Genomic DNA, 21341 nt, shown 5'->3' with positions numbered 1-21341 from the left:
CGCGAACCGTTCCGGCGTAGCTCAGCGGTAGAGCAGTTGACTGTTAATCAATTGGTCGTAGGTTCGATCCCTACCGCCGGAGCCATTCTTCCCCCTGAGAAGTCCGCTAATTCGCCCTCTACGGCGTCGTCATTTCGGGGCCGCGTTTTTTCGTCGAAAAACTGACTGTCCCCTCTGGACGGCGCGAAATCAGGTTGCTATACGGCGCGAACCGTTCCGGCGTAGCTCAGCGGTAGAGCAGTTGACTGTTAATCAATTGGTCGTAGGTTCGATCCCTACCGCCGGAGCCATTCTTCCTCAAATCCGCAGGATCAGTCGGTCAGGGCTGTTTCGAAATCGGCACGCAGGTTCCGTTTGAGCACTTTACCCGTGGCATTCAGGGGCAAAGCCTCAACAAAAACAACCTTGTCCGGGATTTGCCACTTGGCGATCTTGCCGTCGAAGAAAGCTAAAAGCTCGTCTTCACTGGGCTCCTGCCCGTCGGCCTTGACCGCCACCAGCAAAGGCCGTTCATCCCATTTGGGATGCGGGACACCCACAACAGCAGCTGTGGCGAGCTTGGGATGAGCCACGGCGATGTTTTCCAGCTCGACCGAGCTGATCCATTCGCCGCCAGATTTTATGATGTCCTTGGACCTGTCCCTGATCGTCATGTAACCATCTGGGTCCAGTGTCGCCACATCTCCGGTGGCAAACCAGCCATCCTGTAACAGCGTCTGATCCTGCATTAGGAAGTAGCTGTCCAACACCCAAGGGCCACGAACCAGAAGATCGCCCTGGGTGACACCATCATGCGGCAATTCCTTGCCATCATCGTCGACGATTTTCAGCTCGACCCCGTAAGGCGGTCGCCCCTGGCTTTCGCGCAGCTTATGTTGTTGGTCGATCGGCAGATCGCGGTGCTTGGCCATCGGAGTATTGGCTGTGCCCAGCGGGCTCATCTCGCTCATGCCCCAGGCGTGAACCGTATCGACACCGTAAGTGTCGCGGAAGGTTTCGATCATCGACGGCGGACAGGCCGCGCCGCCAATCACGGTGCGTTCCAGACTGGTCAATTCGCTACCGGATTGAGCCGCCTGCGCCAGCAATCCCTGCCAGATCGTGGGGACTCCCATGGCCAATGTCACGCCATAGGTGTCGATCAGCTTGACCAGAGACGCGCCATCCAAGCCCGGCCCAGGCAGGACCATTCTGGATCCCGACATCGCGCAGGCATAAGGCGAACCCCAAGCATTGACATGGAACATCGGCACAACCGGCATCACCACATCCATGGCGGAATAGCCGATCACGTCCCGCGTGTTCGACCCAAAGCTATGCAGCACAGTCGACCGGTGCGAATACAGAACCCCCTTTGGGTTGCCGGTGGTGCCCGAGGTATAGCAAAGACTGGACGCTGTGTTTTCGTCAAAGCTGGGCCAGGCATAGCCTGCATCGCCGGTTTCGATCAGTTCGTCATAGAAGGCGACCCCATCGATCTGGGCCAGCGCCTCGTCATTGCGCGGCCCCATCAGGACAAAATGACGAACCTCGGTCAACGATGGCTTTAGCGCAGCAACCAATGGAATGAAGGTGGCATCAAAGAACAGAACCCGGTCTTGCGCGTGGTTGATGATATAGGTCAGCTGTTCGGGAAACAGGCGCGGATTGACCGTGTGACACACATATCCAGCGCCCGAAGTTCCATAGTAAATTTCAAGATGGCGGCGGTTGTTCCAAGCCAGCGTTCCGATGCGGTCCTGCGGCTCTAGCCCCAGCTTGCCCAGCGCCGAGGCCAGTTTACGCGCATTGGTGGCCACCTCAGACCAACTGGTCTGCGTTACCGTTCCATCCGTTTCGACCGAGTGTATCTCGGTCTGGCCGTGATAGCGTTCGGCGTGTTCGATAAGCGACGAGATCAGCAAAGGCTGCGTCATCATCTGTCCCAGCATGGACATCCTCCCCATTTCTCGGCTTGGCCCCGTGCGACCAATGCCGTGTCATCGACACCTAGGGGCAATGCCCCACGGGTCAATTCCATTCTCCTCAGACGGAACCCTGCCAAGCATTTAATTGTCTGACAATATCAGAATGCAGCCTGCCCTAAGGGCAAGCCACTGGTTTTTGCGTTAATCTCGGTGTTTCAACGCGTAAGCAACCAACGCCGCAGTCGAGCCATCCTTGCCTTCTGCGCTTTCCTCACCATCCACAATGGGACCCAGTGAGGTTGCCAGTTCTTTGCCCAGCTCAACACCCCATTGATCGAAAGAGTTAATACCCAGAAGGACGCCTTCGACAAAGACACGATGTTCATAGAGCGCGATAATCTGCCCCAGCACAAAAGGCGTCAGTTTCGGGTAGATCAAAGTGGTCGACGGCCGATTGCCCGCAAACACGCGATGGCGGGCCTGACGATCCAGCTCATCCCCCTCAAAACCCTTTTCGGCCATTCGTGCGCGGGCCTCATCCAGCGACCGGCCAAGCATCAGCGCCTCGGACTGAGCCAGACAATTGGCCAGCAGCAGGCGGTGATGATGAGCCAGTTCAGGTTCGTGCCCTTTTGCAGCCACCATGAACTCACAGGGGATGACATCCGTGCCCTGATGGATCAGCTGGTAGAACGCGTGCTGACCATTGGTGCCCGGCTCGCCCCAGACAACCGGGCCTGATGGTAGGGTCAGAGACGCGCCATCCATCGCCACGGATTTCCCGTTCGACTCCATCTCAAGCTGTTGGAAATAGGCTGGAAGGCGCAGCAGGCGCTGATCATAGGGCAGAACGGCGCGGCTGGCATAGTCCAGTACCTGACGATGCCAAATGCCGACAAGGGCCAGCATGACAGGCATGTTCTCGGCCCAATCAGCCGATTGGAAATGCAAGTCCATCGCCTGCCCACCGCGCAAGAACGCGTCAAACGCGTTCGAGCCCACCGCGATCATCACCGGCAGACCCACCGGCCCCCAGACCGAATAGCGCCCACCGACCCAATCGGCGAAACCAAAGACACGGTCCGCCGGGATGCCAAATTCTTGCGTCTTGTCCAAAGCACTGGACACGGCTGCGAATTGTTTTGCAGGGTCGCCGCCGCCATCACTCATCCATGCCCGCGCGGTGCGAGCGTTGGTCATGGTCTCGATGGTCGTAAAGGTTTTGGACGCTACGATGATCAAGGTCCGCGTAGGATCAAGCTGCTTCAGCGTGTCCGCGATATGTGCCCCATCGACATTCGAGACATAGTGGACCCGCGGCCCGTCATGATAGGGTGACAGCGCATAGGTCGCCATCACAGGCCCCAGATCGGACCCACCGATACCGATATTCACCACATCCGTGAAGCTGCCGCCTACCCCCGCTATAGCCCCTCCGCGAATTTCTTCGGCAAAGACACGCATGCGCTGCAAGGTTGCCAGCACATCAGGCATGACGTCCTGCCCATCGACCTGCACAGCATCGCCATCCAGATTGCGCAACGCCGTGTGAAGAACAGCGCGCCCCTCGGTTTCGTTGATCTTCTCACCCGCAAACATGGCAGCACGCCGATCGGCCAGGTTAGCCTCGTCGCACAGACGGATCAGGCCGTCGCGCATATCAGCGTCGATCCGGGTCTTCGAATAATCAAAGACCATATCGCCCGTAGAGGCCGAGAAGTTTTGTGCCCTGTCCACGTCAGCCGCAAACAAATCCACGATGCGGTCGGTCTGCGCAGCGGTCAGCGCTTTGAGATTGTTCAGGTCCATCACACTCACTCCGCCCAATGTACCGTCATACCACTCAGCACGGCAGCGATTGGCGCCTCTTCCGGTGGAAGCGCCATAGCACGCTCCAATGCGTCACGCTTGGCTGCCCCAAAAATGATCAGGTGTTTGGACAAGGCCCCGTCCAGAGCCGGCCCCGTCAGTGTAATACGCGGCTCAGGCTGAACCTGCGTGCGGGCCACGGCGAGCGTAGGAGCATGACTGTCGAGGGCCGCCTGCAACCCCTCCATCCCCGGAAACAGCGATGCCGTGTGCATGTCTTCTCCCATGCCCAAAACCAGAACCGACAGTGGCAGAACCGGTGCGATCAGAGATTCAATTTCTGGCAACGCATCCTCGGGATCAGCTCCCGGGACATAGAGCGGCACGTATGTTGCTCCTGATGCACGATTGGTTAGCAACCGCTGTCGGATCAGGCGTTCATTTGAACGCTCGCTGTCGGCAGGAACGCAGCGTTCATCGGTGGGCATGACACGCACACGTTCCCATTCCAGATCAGCCGCGCAAAGAACGTCGAACACCGGGCCCGGAGTCGTCCCACCCGGAACCGCCAGCGCGATGGTTTCATTGTGCAACAACGCTGCCTCAAGCTCTCCGGCCAGCATATTGGCAACATCGATGGCCAGCATGTCCCGATCGGCATAATCCTGAATGTTCATGGCTTTATTCCTTGCCAGCGGCGACCGTCACGTTTCATCAGCAGCTCGGCGTCGCCGGGGCCTGTGCTGCCGCTGTCATAGGGTTTGGGCACATCACCGCGCGCCTGCCAGCCGGCAATGATCGGATCGGTCCAGGCCCATGCAGCCTCGACCTCATCTCCGCGCATGAACAGGGTCTGGTTGCCCCGGATCACATCCATCACCAGGCGTTCATAGGCGTCAGGTGGGTCCTGGTTTTCAGGTCCCAGCGCATCGGCAAAGCTCATATCCAGCGGCACGTCGATCAGGCGCATACCGCCCGGCCCCGGTTCCTTGATCGTTACCTTCAGCGTGATGCCTTCGTTCGGCTGCAACCGGATAGACAAGGCATTTGCGTGCCGTCCCGCAGCCTCACCAAAGATCGAATGCGGCGCGTCCTTGAACTGCACATTGATGACCGAGGATCGCGCGACCAGCCGTTTGCCCGTGCGCAGATAAAACGGAGTGCCAGCCCACCGCCAATTGCTGACATGCGCTTTCAAAGCCACATAGCTTTCAGTGGTCGAACGGGGATTGTCCACCACCTCACGATAGCCCGGCTCTCCCTCGCCCGTTGCAAATTGGCCCCGCACGATGTGATGCGGTTCGACCGGATCAAGCGCGCGAATGACCTTCAGCTTTTCATCGCGCACCGCATCGGGGTCGAACTTGGCTGGCGGTTCCATGGCGATCAGGCAGAGCAACTGCATCAGGTGATTCTGCACCATATCCCGCATCGCACCTGCGCGTTCGTAATAATCCTCGCGCCCATCCACACCGACCGTTTCGGCAACGGTGATCTGGATGTGATCGACATACTGGCTGTTCCACAGAGGCTCGAACAGCATATTGCCAAAGCGCACGGCCATCAGGTTCTGGACTGTTTCTTTACCCAGATAGTGATCGATCCGGTAGATTTGACCCTCGTCAAAATGTGCCGCCAGGGTTGAATTCAGACCGCGCGCACTTTCGAGATCATGGCCAAACGGTTTCTCGACGACGATCCGCGTCTGGTCTGAAACCATGCCATGAGATCTGATCTGATCGGCCAATGGTCCAAAAAGGCGCGGACCAACCGAGAAATAGAAAGCCCGAATACGATCCTTGGTCAGCCGTGCAGCCAAGTCTGACCACCCATCCCCCGACATTGCGTCCAGCACGACATAATCAATCCGGTGAAGGAAGCGATCCAGCGCCTCGGTATTCTCGGCGCACCCAGGCGCGCCACGCCGTAGCGAGTCCGCCACAATCTGTCGGAACGCATCGGCTGTCAGGTCGGATCGCGCCGCACCAATGATCTGTGTATCTTCCGGCCATTGGCCTGCACAAAACCGGCGAAACAAGGCTGGCAAAATCTTGCGCTGCGCCAAATCGCCGGTGCCGCCGAAAATGACCAGATCAAATGGGTCAACAGGTATGACACGAGAAACCATGGCTTGTCCTTATCCTGCCCCCATCGACATGTCCAATGTTAGCGCAATCATTTTCGAACCTTTTGGCAGGAAAACTCTCATTCATCAAAACTCTGTCAGAACGCCATCAGACCCTTACCATAGCGACAACAAACAGATAAATCAGTCAAACGACTTCAAAGAACCGGATGTGGGAATGAAAGACAACGCCCCTCAGCTTGCCAATATCGGCAAGTTTCAAGACAAATTGGTGACGGCAGACGGACAGACCCGTGCCTCGGTTGCTCTGACAAACCCGCAGACCCTGTGGTTCAATACCGGTACCCTGTGCAATATCGAATGCGTGAACTGCTATATCGAAAGCAGCCCCACCAATGACGCTCTGGTCTATATCACCACAGCCGAGGTCCGCGACTATCTGGATCAGATTAAACAGCGCAACTGGCCCATCAAAGAGATCGCGTTCACCGGCGGCGAGCCCTTCATGAACCCTGAGATGATCGAGATCACCCGCGCTGCGCTGGACCGCGGCTATGAAGTGCTGATCCTGACCAATGCGATGCTGCCGATGATGCGCCGTAAGATGCGCGAGGGCCTGCTGGAGCTGCGGCGCGACTATGCTGACAAGCTGACCTTGCGGGTTTCGGTCGATCATTTTCGCCCCGAACTGCATGACGAGGAACGCGGCAAGGGCAGCTTTGCCAAAACCCTGACCGGGATGGAATGGCTGCGGGATCATGGGTTTAACATGGCTGTCGCCGGGCGCACGGTGTGGGGCGACAACGATGCAGACAGCCGTGCAGGCTATGCCGCGTTTTTTGACGCGCACGGGTTTGACATCGACGCAAACAACCCAGCGCAGACCGTTCTCTTCCCGGAAATGGACGAAACGGTTGAGGTTCCGGAAATTACCACCGCATGCTGGGGCATTCTGAACAAATCCCCCGACGCGGTCATGTGTGCCAGCGCGCGCATGGTGGTGAAACGCAAAGGCGCCGCGCGTCCGTCCGTTCTGGCCTGCACCCTGCTGCCCTATTCGCCTGAGTTCGAGCTGGGCGAAACTTTGGCCGAGGCCGAGGCGGATGTGCATTTGAACCACCCTCACTGCGCAAAGTTCTGCGTTTTGGGCGGGGCCAGCTGTTCAGGCTAGTTCACTCGAAATTCGCCGACCATGTTGCGCCATTCACCGGGCGCGATCATCTTTCGGTGGGTAAACTTGACCGAGTGTAGCGGCCCCTCAATCTCGCGCTGCCAGAAGTCAATGAATTCAAACAGTTTGGGGTGATCGGGGGCCAGATCGTATTCCTGCCAGATAAAGGTGTTCAGCACATGGACATAGTCAGGCATATGGTAGAAAAACTCTGCCGTCGTCAGCCCATATCCTTTCAGCATTAGCTCGGTTTCGCTTTGCTCCATTCAGACCTCCGGTTTCGTGCAAGGTCTCTTGAGGCTACCCCGAAACTGCCTAATTATTAGATAACAATATGTTACTCGGATGTTACCGGCCTATTTCTACTGCGGCATCGCGGGCTGCTTGCACCTTATATGCTAGGTCTGATAAGGTACATCCACAAGATATAGATCAAAAACAAGACACGGGCAGCCTACGTGAGCGATACGCCAGAAATCCCTGAAAACATGGACGAAACCCCGCCCGAGCGCCCTGTCTATGACGGCCCGACGGTCTCCATCGAATCCGAGATGCGCACATCCTATCTGGACTATGCCATGTCGGTCATCGTTTCCCGCGCGATCCCCGATCTGCGCGACGGGCTGAAACCCGTGCATCGGCGCATCCTGTATGCGATGCACGAGACCGGCAACACGCATGACAAGGCGTACCGCAAGTCGGCCCGTCCTGTGGGCGACGTGATGGGTAAATACCACCCGCACGGCGATAGCGCGATCTATGACGCTCTGGTGCGGATGGCGCAGGATTTCTCGATGTCACTGCCGTTATTGGACGGTCAGGGAAACTTTGGCTCGATGGACGGCGACAACCCGGCGGCCATGCGTTATACCGAAGTGCGGATGGACAAGCCCGCCGCGTCCCTGCTGGCTGATATCGAAAAAGAGACGGTCGATTTTCAGGACAACTATGACGGCAAGGACCGGGAACCAACGGTCCTGCCCGCGCGTTTCCCGAATATGCTGGTAAATGGTGCTGGCGGCATTGCCGTGGGTATGGCCACCAACATCCCACCGCACAACTTGGGCGAAGTGGTCGACGCCACATTGGCGCTGATCGACGATCCCGATCTGACATCCGAACAGCTGATCGAATACGTTCCGGGCCCCGATTTCCCGACCGGCGGCGTGATGTTGGGCCGGTCCGGCGCGCGCAAGGCGTATCTTGAGGGTCGCGGCAGCGTGATCATCCGCGCCAAGACGCGCACGGAAGAAATCCGTAAGGATCGTTACGCCATCATCGTGGATGAGATCCCCTATCAGGTGAACAAAGCCTCGATGATCGAAAAGATCGCCGAAGCGGTGCGCGAAAAGCGCATCGAAGGTGTCGCTCATGTGCAGGACGAATCCGACCGCAATGGCGTGCGCGTGGTCGTTGAACTGAAGCGTGACGCGACGCCCGAAGTGGTGCTGAACCAGCTATATCGCTTCTCGCCAATGCAGACGTCGTTCGGCTGCAACATGCTAGCCTTGAATGGCGGTCGGCCCGAGCAGTTGACCCTGCGGCGCTTCCTGACCTCGTTCATCGACTTCCGCGAGGATGTTGTCGCCCGCCGGACAGCTTATGACCTGCGCAAGGCACGAGAGCGCAGCCATATCCTGTGTGGTCTGGCCGTGGCCGTGTCGAATGTGGACGAGGTTGTCGCCACCATCCGGTCCTCGGCAGACGCCGCCGAGGCGCGCGAGAAACTGATGACCCGCCGTTGGCCCGCATCCGAGATCGAAGGCTATCTGCGCCTGATCGACGATCCGCTGTCCAAGATGAACGACGATGGCACCTATAACCTAACCGAAGTTCAGGCCCGCGCGATCCTCGAGTTGCGCCTGCAGCGCCTGACCCAGCTTGGCGTCAAAGAAGTCACGGACGAGCTGGAAGAACTAGCTGCCAAGATCAAGGAATACCTGGATATTCTGTCCTCGCGCGAACGGATCATGTCGATCATCGGCGACGAGCTGCGCAGCGTTCGCGAACAGTTCGCCGTGCCGCGCCGCACCGAGATTGTCGACTGGTCCGGCGACATGGAAGACGAAGACCTGATCGAGCGCGAAGACATGGTGGTGACCGTCACTTCCGGCGGCTACATCAAGCGCACACCACTGGCCGATTTCCGCGCGCAGAAGCGTGGTGGCAAGGGTCTGTCGGGGATGCAGACCAAGGAAGAGGATGTAGTCACCAACCTCTTCGTGGCCAACACCCATACACAGCTGTTGTTCTTCACCACCGACGGGATGGTCTACAAGCTCAAGACCTGGCGCTTGCCGCAATCCAGCCGGACCGGCAAAGGCAAGGCGATCGTCAACATTCTGCCGATCCCAACCGGGGTGTCCATTGCGGCGATCATGCCGGTGGATGTCCCGGATGAGGAATGGGAAAACCTTCAGATCGTCTTCGCCACCAGCGCCGGTGACGTGCGCCGCAACGCGCTGAGCGATTTCACCAATGTCAAACGCAACGGCAAGATCGCCATGGATCTGCCCGAAGATGTCGAACTGGTGAATGCGCGCATCTGCTCCGAAGATGATGACGTCATGCTGGTCACCAATTCGGGCCGTGCGATCCGGTTCCAAACCACCGATGTGCGCGTCTTCAAGGGCCGTAAATCGACCGGTGTGCGCGGCATTAGGCTATCCAATGGCGACCGGGTTGTTTCGATGTCGGTGATCCGTCACTTCGAGGCCACGTCGGACGAACGCGCCGCGTATCTCAAGATGCGACGCCTGATGGCCGGTGTGACTGATGAGACCGAAAGCGATGAAGACGAAGGCAACGCCGACAGCGTTCTGCCCCAGGAACGTTATGCCGAGATGTCGGCCGCTGAAAACCTGATCCTGACCATTACTACTGGCGGCGCGGGCAAGCTGAGCTCCAGCCACGACTACCCGGTACGTGGACGTGGCGGTATGGGTGTCGCCGCGATGGACAAGGCGATGCGAGGCGGTGAACTTGTCGCCTCCTTCCCAGTTGAGATCGACGATCAGATCATGCTGGCCACTTCGAAGGGCCAATCAATCCGGGTGCCGGTTGATGGAATATCGTTCCGCTCCCGCAGCGCAGGTGGTGTGCGGGTGTTCAACACCGGCAAGGGTGAAGAAGTTGTTTCCGTTGCCTGGATCGCCGATCAGGGGGATGAAGAGGCCGAAGAATAGCCCTCACATTCCACAACAAAACTGAAACAAAACGTCCGCAATGCGGGCGTTTTATCGTTTCGGATCACGTTATTGGTATCGAAACGGCCCGTTAACTTGCCCGAAACCCTGCTGCTGCTTAACTTTTTAACATGTGGTCCTTCGCACATATCCGCCCCGCCTATAGCCGAGCCGAGCGCTTGAGTGACGGGGTGGTTCATGTTCTGGGCATATGCGCCGCAGCCATCGGCGTGCCGCTGTTGATCACCATGACCGTGCTTTATCGGTATGATCCGGCGGCGGTTGTTGGCGTTTCGATCTATGGCGTAACGCTTGTCCTGATGCTCAGCTTGTCCGCCTTGTACAACATGATTGAAAGCGATGATTGGACAGAGCTTCTGCGCCGCCTTGATCATTCGGGGATTTATGTAAAAATTGCAGGCACCTATACGCCGTTCCTATTGCTATCTGGCACACAGGCAACCGGGCTTTTGCTGGGCTTGTGGTCTTCTGCCACATTGGGGTCGGCTCTCAAGATGCTCGACCCAAACCGATTTCGCTGGTTCGGCCTGGCGCTGTATCTGATGATGGGATGGGCCGCTGTTTGGGCCGGACAATCCATGTTGGCAGAGCTTGCGCCCACCGTTTTGATACTAATGATCGCCGGAGGGCTAGTGTATACCGCAGGCGTGGCGTTCTACCTGTCCGACTGGATGGCCTATCACAACACGATCTGGCATGTGTTTGTTCTGGTGGGCAGCGTTTTGTTCTTTGCCGCCGTTGCCGCGCGGATTGCGTTGATGCCTACCGTCTAGCGCCTGCGGTGTGCCATAAGCAGATCCTCGACCGCCCAAAAACGATCCTGCCCCCACAGGCTTTGCCCATCGACGCAAAAGCTGGGAACGCCCCACAGGCCAACCTCTTGCAGGCGGTGCTGATTTGCCTCCACCCGACCGCGCCATTCCTGCGTGTTTAGCAAGGGCCGCGCGACGCTCCATTCCAGACCTGCGCTGGTCACGATCCACTCCATGCCTCTATCGGTCGCGGCATCCACGCCTTGCGACCAGACGGACCGCATGAAGGCCGCGCAATATGGTGCCAATTTGCCTTGATCTTCGGCATAGTCGAACAGCGCATAGCCGCGTTCGACCCCAGCCCCCAACGGATCACAAATTCGGCCAAACGGGATACCCAGGCGCCGTGCCTCGCGCGTGCAATCCCTTAGAATGTAACGCGATTTGGCCTTGGGAACCGGCAATCCACGCATAAGCATTGGCAGCACCGGCTTAAGTATCAGCCGGGCGTTGTGCCGCTTACCAAGATTAACGACTCGATCGAAGGCCAGATAGGAATAGGGACTGCGGAACGAGAAAAAGAAATCCAGCTCTTGTGCTTCACCTGCAAGAGGCTGATCCGTTGGACCAGAAACCGGAACGATCAGGGGGTCCCCGCCCAAACCTGCCTGCTGCAACCGTTGTTCCAGATAATGCAGACGGTCGATCCCCCAATACCATTCGCCGCAATAGAAGAATGTGCCGCCCAGATAATGCCCCTTTGACGCCAAGGCTCGATCCCCCGCAGCCATCGCGTGGGTCGGGTCCACGCCCGGTTGGTCCGGAAGCGCGTGACCGGTCCAGAGGGCAGCTGAAACATCGCTCAATCGATCAGCCCAATCCTGGGTGTCAATCACGGCTGCGAACAGACGATTGGCCTTCTGTATCCTTTCGATGGAGGGCTTCACAGGCGCGTTCAACCCATGTTTCAACGCCAATCGGGTCGCGTCAACCATAGCGTTTTTCTGATAGGCATCGGGTTCGGGCACAGCCTCGGATGGTGGGCCCGAGATGAGGTGCGGACACAACATAACCCCATACTTTGCCTGAAATGCGGGCAAGATTTGCGCGGTCAGCGCACCATAAGGATCAGCGGTATCATGGAAGTAGTGCACCACATGACCCGCGCCACGCAGGCGGCGGCGTAGATCATGCACCCGCCTGCGGGCATTCAGCAATTGATCACTTGTGATGGCCGCTGCCAGATAGGATTTCAGATTTGTTTTCAGGGGCAAGCGGCTCTCCGTCGGGTATGGTGCCGCCTACTCTACCGATCCAGACTTCAAACGCCACGTTGCCGCACGACAACGTGACGACAACCTGTCAAAGACCGTAGAGCGCCCCGAATTTCTGCTCCAGATAGTCCAACAACGGACCCGGACCCGGTTCAATCCCGCTGGCCTGCCGAATGATCTCGCGCGGCGCATAGAGACCGCCGTGGCGCTGAACCGTTTCGCGCAGCCATCCGGTTGCCTGCGATGTGTCACCTTCGGCCAGCTGGGCCTCCAGTTCCGGCACCGCCATCTGCAGGGCTTGATAGAGGCACCCAGCATAGACATTGCCCAACGAATAGGTCGGGAAATAACCAAACAAACCCACTGACCAATGCACATCCTGCAAACACCCGTTCGAAGGCTTGTCGACCGCATAGCCGAAATCAGCCTTGAACCGGTCATTCCATGCAGCCTCAAGATCGCTGACCTGCAGATCACCCGCCATCAGCGCGCGTTCCAGGTCAAAGCGCAGCATGATGTGCAGGTTGTACTGCACCTCATCCGCCTCGGTGCGGATATAGCCGTTATGGACGCGGTTGACGGTGGCATAGAACGCGTCTGCATCGGCAATGCCAAAATCACCAAACGCATCTTTCATCTGCTCGAATAGCCAACCGGTGAAGGCCCTCGACCGGCCCAGCTGGTTTTCGTAGATTCGGCTTTGACTTTCGTGCACGCCCATCGACACGCCCTGACCCAACGGTGTCAGCAGATAGTCGCGATCAATCCCTTGTTCATAGGCGGCATGGCCGACCTCATGAATGGTCGAATAGAAGCAGTTGAACGGGTCGGTTTCGCTGGTGCGGGTGGTGATCCGCACATCCAGCCCGCTGCCCGAGCTGAACGGATGCACGGCCTTGTCCACGCGGCCATTGTTCAGGTCATACCCGAAGGCGACGGCCAGCTTTTCAGACAGTTGCATCTGGGCGCGCGCGTCGAAGTGGCCGGTCAGCTCGGCGGGCTGTCGGCGCTCGAGAACAGCCGCTCGCAGCGCCACCAGGCGTGGGCGCATTTCATCAAAGATCGCAGCGATCTGAGCGCCGGTTGTGTAGGGCTCATAATCCTCGACCATGGCGTCATATACATCACCGCCCTGCGCCAGCGCCTCGCCTTCTTGTCGCTTCAGCGCGACGACCTCTTCCAGCACCGGAAGAAAGGCCGAGACATCTTCGTCTGCCCGTGCCTGCGCCCATTTCCCCTGTGCCCCTGACGTCACGCGGGCAATTGCGGTGGCCAGATCGGCCGGTACTTTGACTGCACGCTCATAAGCCCGACGGATCTCGCGCAGCTGGGCCTTGCCTGCCTCATCCTGAGGGGCGGCCTGATCCAGCCAATCCGCCACGCGTGGATCAGACCGGCGCGCATGCAGTACAGCCTCGATAGCGGCCATCTCCTCGGCCCGTTGCGCGGCAGCGCCACGTGGCATCATCGTCTCCTGATCCCAACCCAATCGCCCTGCGATCTGAGCTAAGGCCGAAGTTTCACGCTGAAAGGCCATCAGGTCATTGAATGCGGTCATGGTATCAAACTCCGCGCACAGATGTTGCAATTGGGTAGGCCGCCAGGAAGCGCGCGCGCAGGATCAGGGTCCAGACTACGACGGCCATAAACTGGTGGAAAATGGCGATCTGCCACGGGGCTGCATATACGACCGTGACGATCCCGACCACCACCTGCAGAGACAGGGCTGCAAAGGCTGCGTTGAAAGCAAAGCGGGTCTGCGGATGGGCGCTGGTCTGACCCTGACGCCATACGATGATGGCGAAGATGAACAGCAGATATCCCGCGCAACGATGGATGAACTGCACCAGACCGGGGCTTTCGAAGAAGTTGCGCCACATCGGTTCCAGCATGGTCGCATCTGGCGGCAAGAGCTGCCCACCGATCAGAGGCCAGTCGGTGTAGGACCGCCCAGCGTCAATCCCGGCGACAAGTGCACCAATGAGGATTTGTAAAAAGGTGAAATGCAGGAGGCCGGTCGAGAGCGAGAAAAGCTTCGCCTCTTTCGCGCGGCGCGCCTGCATCAGGTCGCGCTCGTCCCGGCCCAGTTCAAAGATATACCACGCGAGGAACCCAAGTATCACAAAGGCCAAGCCGAGATGTGTCGCCAGACGGTAGCTGGCAACCGCCGTCATCCCTTCGCCCTGTGTCACGCCCGAGGCGACCATCCACCAGCCAACCGCACCCTGAACGCCACCCAAGGCACCGGGGATCAGCAGTTTGCCGGTCCAACCCGTGGGGATTTTGCGCGCGATCAGGAAGCCAAAGAAACCAAGCGCCCAAACCAAGCCGATCACGCGGCCCAATTGGCGGTGGCCCCATTCCCACCAGTAGATGAATTTGAAATCATCCAGCTCCATCCACTGGTTCTGAATGCGCCACTGGTCGATTTCCTTGTACTTGTCGAATTCGGATTGCCATTCCGCCTCGGTCTTCGGCGGAATGGCCCCGGTGATCGGACGCCATTCGGTGATCGAAAGCCCGCTATCGGTCAGCCGGGTCAGGCCACCTACGGCGATCATCACAACGACCAGAGCGAACAGGATCATCAGCCACGCCCGGATCGCCTTGCGTGCCCCGCCACGGCCCTTGTCGATCATACCGGGTTGAACGGCTTGTTGTTTTTCGGTGTCTGAGACGTCTTCGAAGATGCTGCGCTTGGCGCTCATGCTGTCCTCATATGTCCTGGATTTCGTCGCAAGCTAGGGCCAGTGAGGGGCAAGGTCCAGCTTTACCCTTTGTCTTTCCAACGGACCATCTGACGCATGACACCGTGCAACATCTGCACATCCGCCCGCGTCATTCGCATCCGCGACCACAGGTTGCGCAGATTGGTCTTCATGCCTTCGGCCTTTTCCGGCGGGTAGAAGAAACCCGCCTCTTCCAGCCGGTCTTCATAATGTTCGACCAGCTTCTCGACCTCGATCCCGGTCGCCCAGTCGCCCTTGCCCAGATCGGTGGCCTCATGCACCACATCACCGGTCTGGCGCATCCATTCATAAGCAGTTAGCAAGACGCATTGGCCCAGGTTCAGCGAGGCATATTCCGGGTTCACGGGAACCGAGATGATCGCGTTGGCTTTGGCGATGTCTTCATTTTCCAGCCCAGCGCGCTCGGGCCCAAACAAAACGGCGACCTTTTCGCCTGCCGCCGCCTTCTCCGCCGCGATCTGCATGGCCCGTTCCGGGCTGTAGACCGGTTTTGTTAGACCGCGTTGCCGCGCCGTCGTCGCAAAGACAAATGTGGTGTCGGACAGCGACCCCGCCAGATCGTCAAACAATTGCGCCTCATCCAGCAGTCGCCCCGCCCCACTCGACATTGCCACCGCCTTCGGGTTCGGCCACCCGTCGCGCGGCGCCACGATCCGCATCCGATCCAGCCCGAAATTCCACATCGCCCGCGCGGCGGCACCGATGTTTTCCCCCATCTGCGGGCGCACAAGCACGAAAGAGGGCTGGTATGTATCGCTTGGCATGACTGTCTCCGAAAAACTCCGCTTGCTCTAGTCGCCGCATAGACGAAGGGCAAGCCGCACCATGCTTCTTCTGTTTCCAAATACCCGCTCGGCAGGCAAAAAAGTTTGCTTCCCTACGGCAATCCGCTAAACCGCGCGAGGAACTGAATACCGAAGGACGCGCACATGGACACTCCAGAGCAGCCGCAGATTTACCTGATCACGCCCCCGACCATCACGCTCAGTACCTTTCCGGACCAACTGGCGCGGGTGCTCGACGGGTCCGAGATTGCGTGCATTCGCCTCGCTCTGGCCGGGAATGATGAGGATACCATTGCCCGCGCCGCTGATGCCTGCCGCGAAGTGGCTCATGTGCGCGATGTGGCGATTGTGATTTCGAACCATGTTCTGATGGCGCAGCGGCTTGGGCTGGATGGCGTTCATCTGGTTGACGGGGCACGGTCGGTGCGCGCTGCGCGCAAGGAATTGGGCACCGACGCGATCGTTGGCAGTTTCTGCGGGGCCTCCAGCCATGACGGCATGACCGCAGGTGAGGCAGGCGTCGACTATGTCGCCTTCGGCCCGGTAGGCACCTCTCACCTGGGTGACGGTACCTTGGCGGAAAAAGACCTGTTTCAATGGTGGTCTGAGATGATCGAAGTTCCCGTTGTGGCCGAGGGCGGCCTGACCCCCGACCTGATCCGCACCCTGTCCCCCTGCACAGATTTCTTTGGCGTCGGCAACGAAATCTGGTCTGCCGAGGACCCGCTGGTGGCGCTGAACACTCTGCTTGAGTGCATAGCTAGCTAAACAACCAAGGCTCGATCATCCAATAGACACCCAGACCGGCAATCAGGATCGAGCCCAAAACCGAGATACGACTGCGCAGGCGATGGGATCCGCCCGCAATCACGGAGACAACAGCCAACGCGGTCGCAGCAGCAGCTGACAGGACCGCCAGATAGCCAATCGCATATCCCAAAAGCGCCGGCGGCAGGTGATCCGGCGGCGCACCGATCGCACTCAACGATTGGCTTAGCGCGTTGCCCAACAACAAGCCAATGGCAAACACCGCCAACAGGCGAAACACATGAATACCGCGCAGGATCAGATTCCAAAGCGCCAGCACCACAACCGCTGCCGTCGACGACATCGTCGTAACAACGGACGACAGCACCAATGTTCCGTATGCTGACAACGCCAGCCCAAAAACCGCGCCGAGGGACAAAAAGACCAATTGCAGGACCAGTGATCTTGGGGACAGCGACAGAAAGACCAAAGCCAGGGCCAACGCAAATACACGCATACCGTCCGTTACGATCTGCTCTGCACCTTTGACCAGAAACACCTGTATCGTTTGTTGTCCGCTCAGCGCCGCGCCGCCTTGCAGCGGGATCAGCGGGCTGGTCTCTCCGGCCATCAGGTAGCCGGTATAGGGTGCCTCGACACGCTGCTGTTTGATCACAACGGGGCCGTGACCGGAAGGCCATGTCAGCCGCAGCGCCGATGCCCCCTCGGGCAAGGGTGCCGTCAGCAAAAGCTTTGAGAGACGGGGCTTGTCCGGATCCCCAACCACCGGGATGCGCACGCCTTCATAGGAAAGACCAACCGGTCCTTCGATCTCAACCTGCAAAGAGGCCGCCCAGCCATCAACAAAGCCCCGCACCTCGACCTCCAACTCGGATGAGACCAGCCGGCGGAGTTCTCGATAGCGCGCATTGCCCGCAACATCCGGTTGCGTGTCGGGGTCGAGCCCGGCCAGAAACATTTCGGCATTCAGGCTGATCTCAATCAGAAGGCTCTCTGCTTTGGTCCAGAACTCGACAATGCTCGGCGGATGCGTTTGCGCCCTAGTTGGCGCAGCTAACAAGGTCAAAACGACCGGCAATATCAGGATAAGGCGGACCAACCCGCTCATGCGTGACACTCTGCGAATAAAATCAAATCAGAAACCATATGCGGCAAGTTTCCCGCCGAATGCTTCGGATCGCAAGCCCGAACAGTTGAGCGCGCGGCTTTATCTGCGAGCACCCTCTTGCACGCCCCCCGGTGCTGCGGCATGACAGCAGCATGACTCAGAACAGCGAAATCCTGTGTATCGGTTCCGTCTTGTGGGACGTGATCGGACGATCCGCCAGTGCCATGCGACAAGGATCGGACGTGCCAGGCCGGATCACCCGTTTGCCCGGTGGCGTTGCGATGAACATCGCCATGACGTTGGTGCGCTTTGGCATGACGCCGACCCTGCTGACCGCGATTGGACGCGACCCCGAAGGTGACGAACTGGCAAACGCCTGCGCACGGCTCGGTATGGTGACCGAGCATATCTACCGCTCGCAAGACCTGCCCACTGATCGCTATATGGCGGTCGAAGGGGCGAATGGCTTAATTGCCGCCATCGCCGATGCGCATTCGCTTGAGGCAGCCGGGGCCAAAATCCTGCGCCCGTTGATGCAGGGTCCTCTGGGATACGAAAACGCGCCCTTTGAAGGCCCGATTGCGCTGGATGGGAACCTGACACTGAACCTGCTGGAAGAAATCGCGCAGAGCCCGGCCTTTGCCAAGGCAGACCTGCGGGTTGCGCCGGCTTCGCCCGGCAAGGCCGAACGCCTGCTGCCCTTCCTGAAACACGCCCGTGCGACGCTCTATGTGAATTTGGAAGAGGCTGGGTTGCTCTGCCAACGCGAGTTCACCGATTCCGAATCCGCCGCCAAAGGCCTGCTGGATCGCGGTGCGCTGCGGGTCCTGGTCACCGATGGCGGCAGTTCCGCGACCGTGGGATCAGCAACAGGCGTTCTGACCCAGACACCCCCATCCGTTCTGGTGACCCGCGTCACAGGCGCGGGCGACACTTTCATGGCGGCGCATATCGCTTCGGAATCAAACGGGGCCGATGAACAAACGGCCCTCACCCGCGCATTGAACGCCGCCGCAACCTATGTTTCCGGAGAAACTCCCCTGTGATCAACATCCACTATTCCACCGAGGTCCGCGCCGCCAAGGACGCAGGTCAGCCCATCGTGGCATTGGAAAGCACCATCATCACCCATGGTATGCCCTACCCCCAGAACATCGAGGTCGCGGCCCAGGTTGAACAAGATATTCGTGATGCGGGCGCCGTTCCGGCCACGATGGCGGTGATCGAGGGTGCGCTGCACGTAGGTCTTGAACCGGATCAGTTGCAGTCTTTGGGTCAAGCTCAGGGCGTCGCCAAGCTGTCACGCGCGGACATGGCGGCCTGCATTGCAACCGGTGGTACCGGTGCCACCACCGTCGCCGCGACGATGATCGCAGCGCATTATGCAGGGATCGAGGTTTTTGCGACCGGCGGTATTGGCGGTGTACACCAAGGGGCCGAAACCTCGTTCGATATCTCTGCTGATCTACACGAGCTTGGCCAAACCCCAGTCACTGTTGTGGCTGCTGGAGCCAAAGCCATCCTTGATCTGGCCAAAACACTCGAAGTGCTAGAAACTCTGGGTGTGCCCGTCATCGCGCATGGCCAAGACGAGTTCCCGGCTTTCTGGTCGGCCAAATCCCCTTATGCTGCGCCCCTGCGGATGGACAGCGCCGAGGCCATCGCCAAGGCCCACGCCACCCGCCGCGCGCTGGGTCTGCCCGGCGGTCAGTTGGTCGCCAATCCGATCCCCGCCGCCGATCAAATCCCAGCCGAGGAACTGGCGCCGATCATCGCCGAGGCGCAGGCCGACGCGGATGCGCACCGCATCACCGGAAAAGCCGTCACGCCCTATCTGCTGCAACGGATATTTGAAAAGACCCAAGGCCGGTCGCTGACCGCAAATATCGCATTGGTCCGCAACAACGCACGACTGGCTGCGAATATCGCTAAAGCACTGGCAAACAGCACGTAATTCTGCCCTATTGCACCGGCCCGCCGGACTGCTTAACTAGTCCGGCAAGCCACTCGGATCCGCAATGAATACACCGTTTGACGAAAAACCCCATCGCCGCCCCGGTCTGTTCGCGCGCCTGCGTGCGTCATTCCTAACGGGAATCGTTGTGATTGCGCCGGTCTGGCTGACCGTATGGCTGATCTGGTCCGTCGTTGGCTGGATCGACAGTGCGGTGTTGCCTTTGGTGCCGCATCAATTCCAGCCCGAGCAATATGTGGGCATCAACCTGCGCGGCGTTGGCGTCATTATCTTCCTGATCTTCACCATTCTGGTCGGCTGGGTCGCCAAAGGTATCCTTGGCCGATCCTTTATCTCGTTCACTGAAAGCCTGGTGAACCGAATGCCCATCGTGCGGTCGATCTATTCCGGGATCAAACAAATCTCGGAAACCGTGTTCGCCCAGACCGAGCGGTCCTTTGAAAAAGCCTGTCTTGTTCAATACCCGCGCCGCGGCATCTGGGCGATCGGGTTCGTGTCGACTACAGCCAAAGGCGAAGTCAATGTCAGGGCCGAAACCGGTGGCGACCTGCTGAGCGTCTTCATACCGACCACACCCAACCCGACCTCAGGCTTCTTGCTGTTCTTCCCAGAAGAAGACGTCATCTTGCTGGATATGAGCATCGAAGATGCGGCCAAACTGGTGATTTCGGCTGGGCTGGTCTATCCGAACGAAAAAGATCCGACCCAGCCGCCCGAGTGATCAGCCGAACATCGCAGGCAGATCGACGGTACTGTTCTGCCCAAGATCACCCTTATGCCGCGACAGGAACCCATCCGCAGCATCCCGACCTGCCCGTTTCAGCTTATGCAGGATCACCGGGTTGGGCACCGTCTTGGTGGCAACAGACAGGCCGTTCATCAGGTCGTTATCCGCGATCATGTGCACTAGCACGCGGCTCATCTCACCCGCTTTCAGTTTACCTTCTTTCAGTAGGCGCTGCACAAAACTGATCGCCCGCAACTCGCGAAACAGCGAAGAATTAAAACTAATCTCGTTGATCCGGTTCTGAATCTGCTGCGGCGTGATGGGCAATTCATCCCTTTCCAGTGGGTTGATGTTCACAATCACCACATCATCCGGCAGGTCATCACCGAACAAAGGATACAAGGCCGGGTTACCCGTATACCCGCCATCCCAATAGGCTTCGATCCGCTCGGTCTCTGGGTCATAAATCTCAACTGCCTTGAACAAGGTCGGCAAACAGGCCGAGGCCAGAATAGCATCTGTCGATATCTCGCTGCCCGTGAACACACGGATCTTGCCGCTGCGCACGCAGGTTGCACAGACAAATAGGCCTGGCCCCTGATCGGCGCAGACTTCTTCAAAGTTGAACCGGTCTACAACGAGCTCAAGCGGGTTGGTATAGAACGGCCCATAGGCATAAGGCGACACCATCCGCGACCAGGCCTCGCCCACCGAATAGGGCAGCGAATACTCCATAGCCTGCGCGATGCTGGACGGCTCCAACCCGCGAAACCAGTTGGTCAGGCGCATGTCACCTACAGCACCCATCTGTTTCCACAACTCATCCAATCGTGCCCGCGCACCGTCGCGGCCTGCATGCACCATCCCAGATTTGAACGCCGCCCCGTTCAACGCCCCGGCCGAGGTTCCGGTGATCGCCGCAACTTCGATATCCTCTTCATCCAGAATTCGGTCAAGAACGCCCCAGGTGAAGGCCCCATGCGCCCCACCACCCTGCAAAGCCAGATTGATCCGTTTCATGGT

At 58.7% G+C, this 21341-nt stretch carries 18 protein-coding genes and 2 tRNA genes; 9 read left to right on the top strand and 11 right to left on the bottom strand.

The genetic code is table 11. The features are described 5' to 3' along the window. Positions 1-10: 10 nt before the first annotated feature. Positions 11-85 (top strand) — tRNA-Asn (locus ACR0DH_RS03260). A 130-nt stretch (positions 86-215) separates the two neighbouring features. Next, positions 216-290, top strand: a tRNA-Asn gene (locus tag ACR0DH_RS03255). Between the two features lie 21 nt (positions 291-311). Here ACR0DH_RS03255 and ACR0DH_RS03250 read toward each other — a convergent pair. From ACR0DH_RS03250 to zwf, 4 genes are all read right to left on the bottom strand, one after another. Continuing rightward, complete coding sequence (locus tag ACR0DH_RS03250) at positions 312-1931, bottom strand: long-chain-fatty-acid--CoA ligase (protein WP_480547124.1); 1620 nt, start codon at positions 1929-1931, stop codon at positions 312-314. Between the two features lie 177 nt (positions 1932-2108). Then, positions 2109-3716, bottom strand: a complete 1608-nt coding sequence (gene pgi / locus ACR0DH_RS03245) for a glucose-6-phosphate isomerase (RefSeq protein WP_480547122.1) — start codon at positions 3714-3716, stop codon at positions 2109-2111. Positions 3717-3721: 5 nt separating this feature from the next. Further along, entirely contained in the window at positions 3722-4393 is a 672-nt protein-coding gene (gene pgl, locus ACR0DH_RS03240) for a 6-phosphogluconolactonase (RefSeq protein WP_480542805.1), read from the bottom strand. Further along, positions 4390-5844 carry a glucose-6-phosphate dehydrogenase gene (zwf, locus tag ACR0DH_RS03235; protein ID WP_480547120.1) on the bottom strand — a complete coding sequence of 485 codons (1455 nt, stop codon included), beginning with the start codon at positions 5842-5844 and terminating at the stop codon, positions 4390-4392. The genes pgl and zwf overlap by 4 nt, the downstream gene beginning before the upstream one ends. A gap of 175 nt (positions 5845-6019) precedes the next feature. Here zwf and ACR0DH_RS03230 point away from each other — a divergent pair, with 175 nt between their 5' ends. Next, entirely contained in the window at positions 6020-6973 is a 954-nt protein-coding gene (locus tag ACR0DH_RS03230; protein ID WP_480547118.1) for a radical SAM protein, read from the top strand. Here ACR0DH_RS03230 and ACR0DH_RS03225 read toward each other — a convergent pair. Next, positions 6970-7239 carry an usg protein gene (locus tag ACR0DH_RS03225; RefSeq protein WP_480542799.1) on the bottom strand — a complete coding sequence of 90 codons (270 nt, stop codon included), beginning with the start codon at positions 7237-7239 and terminating at the stop codon, positions 6970-6972. The two genes, ACR0DH_RS03230 and ACR0DH_RS03225, sit on opposite strands and share 4 nt — an antisense overlap. 192 nt (positions 7240-7431) lie before the next feature. Here ACR0DH_RS03225 and gyrA point away from each other — a divergent pair, with 192 nt between their 5' ends. Next, the gene (gene gyrA, locus ACR0DH_RS03220; RefSeq protein ID WP_480542797.1) at positions 7432-10158 is read left to right on the top strand and encodes a DNA gyrase subunit A; all 2727 of its coding nucleotides are present in this window, start codon (positions 7432-7434) and stop codon (positions 10156-10158) included. A 131-nt stretch (positions 10159-10289) separates the two neighbouring features. Then, positions 10290-10952: a PAQR family membrane homeostasis protein TrhA gene (trhA, locus tag ACR0DH_RS03215; RefSeq protein WP_480542795.1), complete on the top strand. Its 663-nt coding sequence runs from the start codon at positions 10290-10292 to the stop codon at positions 10950-10952. Here trhA and ACR0DH_RS03210 read toward each other — a convergent pair. The 4 genes from ACR0DH_RS03210 to ACR0DH_RS03195 form a co-directional block, all read right to left on the bottom strand. Next, positions 10949-12205 (bottom strand): DsbA family protein, encoded by a 1257-nt coding sequence (locus ACR0DH_RS03210; protein WP_480547116.1) that lies wholly within the window; start codon positions 12203-12205, stop codon positions 10949-10951. The genes trhA and ACR0DH_RS03210 overlap by 4 nt on opposite strands. An 88-nt stretch (positions 12206-12293) precedes the next feature. After that, positions 12294-13763, bottom strand: a complete 1470-nt coding sequence (locus ACR0DH_RS03205) for a carboxypeptidase M32 (protein WP_480547114.1) — start codon at positions 13761-13763, stop codon at positions 12294-12296. A 4-nt stretch (positions 13764-13767) separates the two neighbouring features. After that, positions 13768-14913, bottom strand: coding sequence for a heme A synthase (ctaA, locus tag ACR0DH_RS03200; protein WP_480547112.1), 1146 nt, complete (start codon positions 14911-14913; stop codon positions 13768-13770). A 62-nt stretch (positions 14914-14975) separates the two neighbouring features. After that, positions 14976-15719, bottom strand: coding sequence for an RNA methyltransferase (locus tag ACR0DH_RS03195; RefSeq protein ID WP_480547110.1), 744 nt, complete (start codon positions 15717-15719; stop codon positions 14976-14978). A gap of 165 nt (positions 15720-15884) precedes the next feature. On the opposite strand from ACR0DH_RS03195, the gene ACR0DH_RS03190 reads away from it, so the two are divergent. Beyond that, positions 15885-16508: a thiamine phosphate synthase gene (locus ACR0DH_RS03190; RefSeq protein WP_480852332.1), complete on the top strand. Its 624-nt coding sequence runs from the start codon at positions 15885-15887 to the stop codon at positions 16506-16508. On the opposite strand, the gene ACR0DH_RS03185 is transcribed toward ACR0DH_RS03190, so the two are convergent. Then, entirely contained in the window at positions 16501-17616 is a 1116-nt protein-coding gene (locus ACR0DH_RS03185; protein WP_480547106.1) for a hypothetical protein, read from the bottom strand. The genes ACR0DH_RS03190 and ACR0DH_RS03185 overlap by 8 nt on opposite strands. 152 nt (positions 17617-17768) lie before the next feature. Between ACR0DH_RS03185 and ACR0DH_RS03180 the strand changes: the two genes are divergently transcribed. The 3 genes from ACR0DH_RS03180 to ACR0DH_RS03170 all read left to right on the top strand — a co-directional run bounded on the left by ACR0DH_RS03180 (position 17769) and on the right by ACR0DH_RS03170 (position 20312). Next, positions 17769-18662 (top strand): PfkB family carbohydrate kinase, encoded by an 894-nt coding sequence (locus ACR0DH_RS03180; protein ID WP_480547104.1) that lies wholly within the window; start codon positions 17769-17771, stop codon positions 18660-18662. Then, positions 18659-19570, top strand: a complete 912-nt coding sequence (locus ACR0DH_RS03175) for a pseudouridine-5'-phosphate glycosidase (RefSeq protein ID WP_480547102.1) — start codon at positions 18659-18661, stop codon at positions 19568-19570. The genes ACR0DH_RS03180 and ACR0DH_RS03175 overlap by 4 nt, the downstream gene beginning before the upstream one ends. 64 nt (positions 19571-19634) lie before the next feature. Next, complete coding sequence (locus ACR0DH_RS03170) at positions 19635-20312, top strand: DUF502 domain-containing protein (RefSeq protein WP_480542777.1); 678 nt, start codon at positions 19635-19637, stop codon at positions 20310-20312. Here ACR0DH_RS03170 and ACR0DH_RS03165 read toward each other — a convergent pair whose 3' ends face one another. After that, complete coding sequence (locus ACR0DH_RS03165) at positions 20313-21338, bottom strand: patatin-like phospholipase family protein (RefSeq protein ID WP_480547100.1); 1026 nt, start codon at positions 21336-21338, stop codon at positions 20313-20315. It abuts the gene before it with no gap. Between the last annotated feature and the right edge of the window lie 3 nt (positions 21339-21341).

Source organism: Ruegeria sp. I1 (assembly GCF_056532675.1).
This window is presented reverse-complemented; position numbering and strand designations above follow the sequence as displayed.

Excerpts from the sequence above, each read along its gene's own strand:
- ACR0DH_RS03230 (WP_480547118.1), top strand. The coding sequence starts at position 6,020 with ATGAAAGACAACGCCCCTCAGCTTGCCAATATCGGCAAGTTTCAAGAC.
- zwf (WP_480547120.1), bottom strand. The coding sequence starts at position 5,844 with ATGGTTTCTCGTGTCATACCTGTTGACCCATTTGATCTGGTCATTTTC.
- ACR0DH_RS03205 (WP_480547114.1), bottom strand. The coding sequence starts at position 13,763 with ATGACCGCATTCAATGACCTGATGGCCTTTCAGCGTGAAACTTCGGCC.
- ACR0DH_RS03250 (WP_480547124.1), bottom strand. The coding sequence starts at position 1,931 with ATGCTGGGACAGATGATGACGCAGCCTTTGCTGATCTCGTCGCTTATC.
- trhA (WP_480542795.1), top strand. The coding sequence starts at position 10,290 with ATGTGGTCCTTCGCACATATCCGCCCCGCCTATAGCCGAGCCGAGCGC.
- ACR0DH_RS03165 (WP_480547100.1), bottom strand. The coding sequence starts at position 21,338 with ATGAAACGGATCAATCTGGCTTTGCAGGGTGGTGGGGCGCATGGGGCC.
- ACR0DH_RS03195 (WP_480547110.1), bottom strand. The coding sequence starts at position 15,719 with ATGCCAAGCGATACATACCAGCCCTCTTTCGTGCTTGTGCGCCCGCAG.
- pgl (WP_480542805.1), bottom strand. The coding sequence starts at position 4,393 with ATGAACATTCAGGATTATGCCGATCGGGACATGCTGGCCATCGATGTT.
- ACR0DH_RS03170 (WP_480542777.1), top strand. The coding sequence starts at position 19,635 with ATGAATACACCGTTTGACGAAAAACCCCATCGCCGCCCCGGTCTGTTC.
- ACR0DH_RS03190 (WP_480852332.1), top strand. The coding sequence starts at position 15,885 with ATGGACACTCCAGAGCAGCCGCAGATTTACCTGATCACGCCCCCGACC.
- pgi (WP_480547122.1), bottom strand. The coding sequence starts at position 3,716 with ATGGACCTGAACAATCTCAAAGCGCTGACCGCTGCGCAGACCGACCGC.
- ACR0DH_RS03225 (WP_480542799.1), bottom strand. The coding sequence starts at position 7,239 with ATGGAGCAAAGCGAAACCGAGCTAATGCTGAAAGGATATGGGCTGACG.
- ACR0DH_RS03180 (WP_480547104.1), top strand. The coding sequence starts at position 17,769 with ATGACTCAGAACAGCGAAATCCTGTGTATCGGTTCCGTCTTGTGGGAC.
- ACR0DH_RS03185 (WP_480547106.1), bottom strand. The coding sequence starts at position 17,616 with ATGAGCGGGTTGGTCCGCCTTATCCTGATATTGCCGGTCGTTTTGACC.
- ctaA (WP_480547112.1), bottom strand. The coding sequence starts at position 14,913 with ATGAGCGCCAAGCGCAGCATCTTCGAAGACGTCTCAGACACCGAAAAA.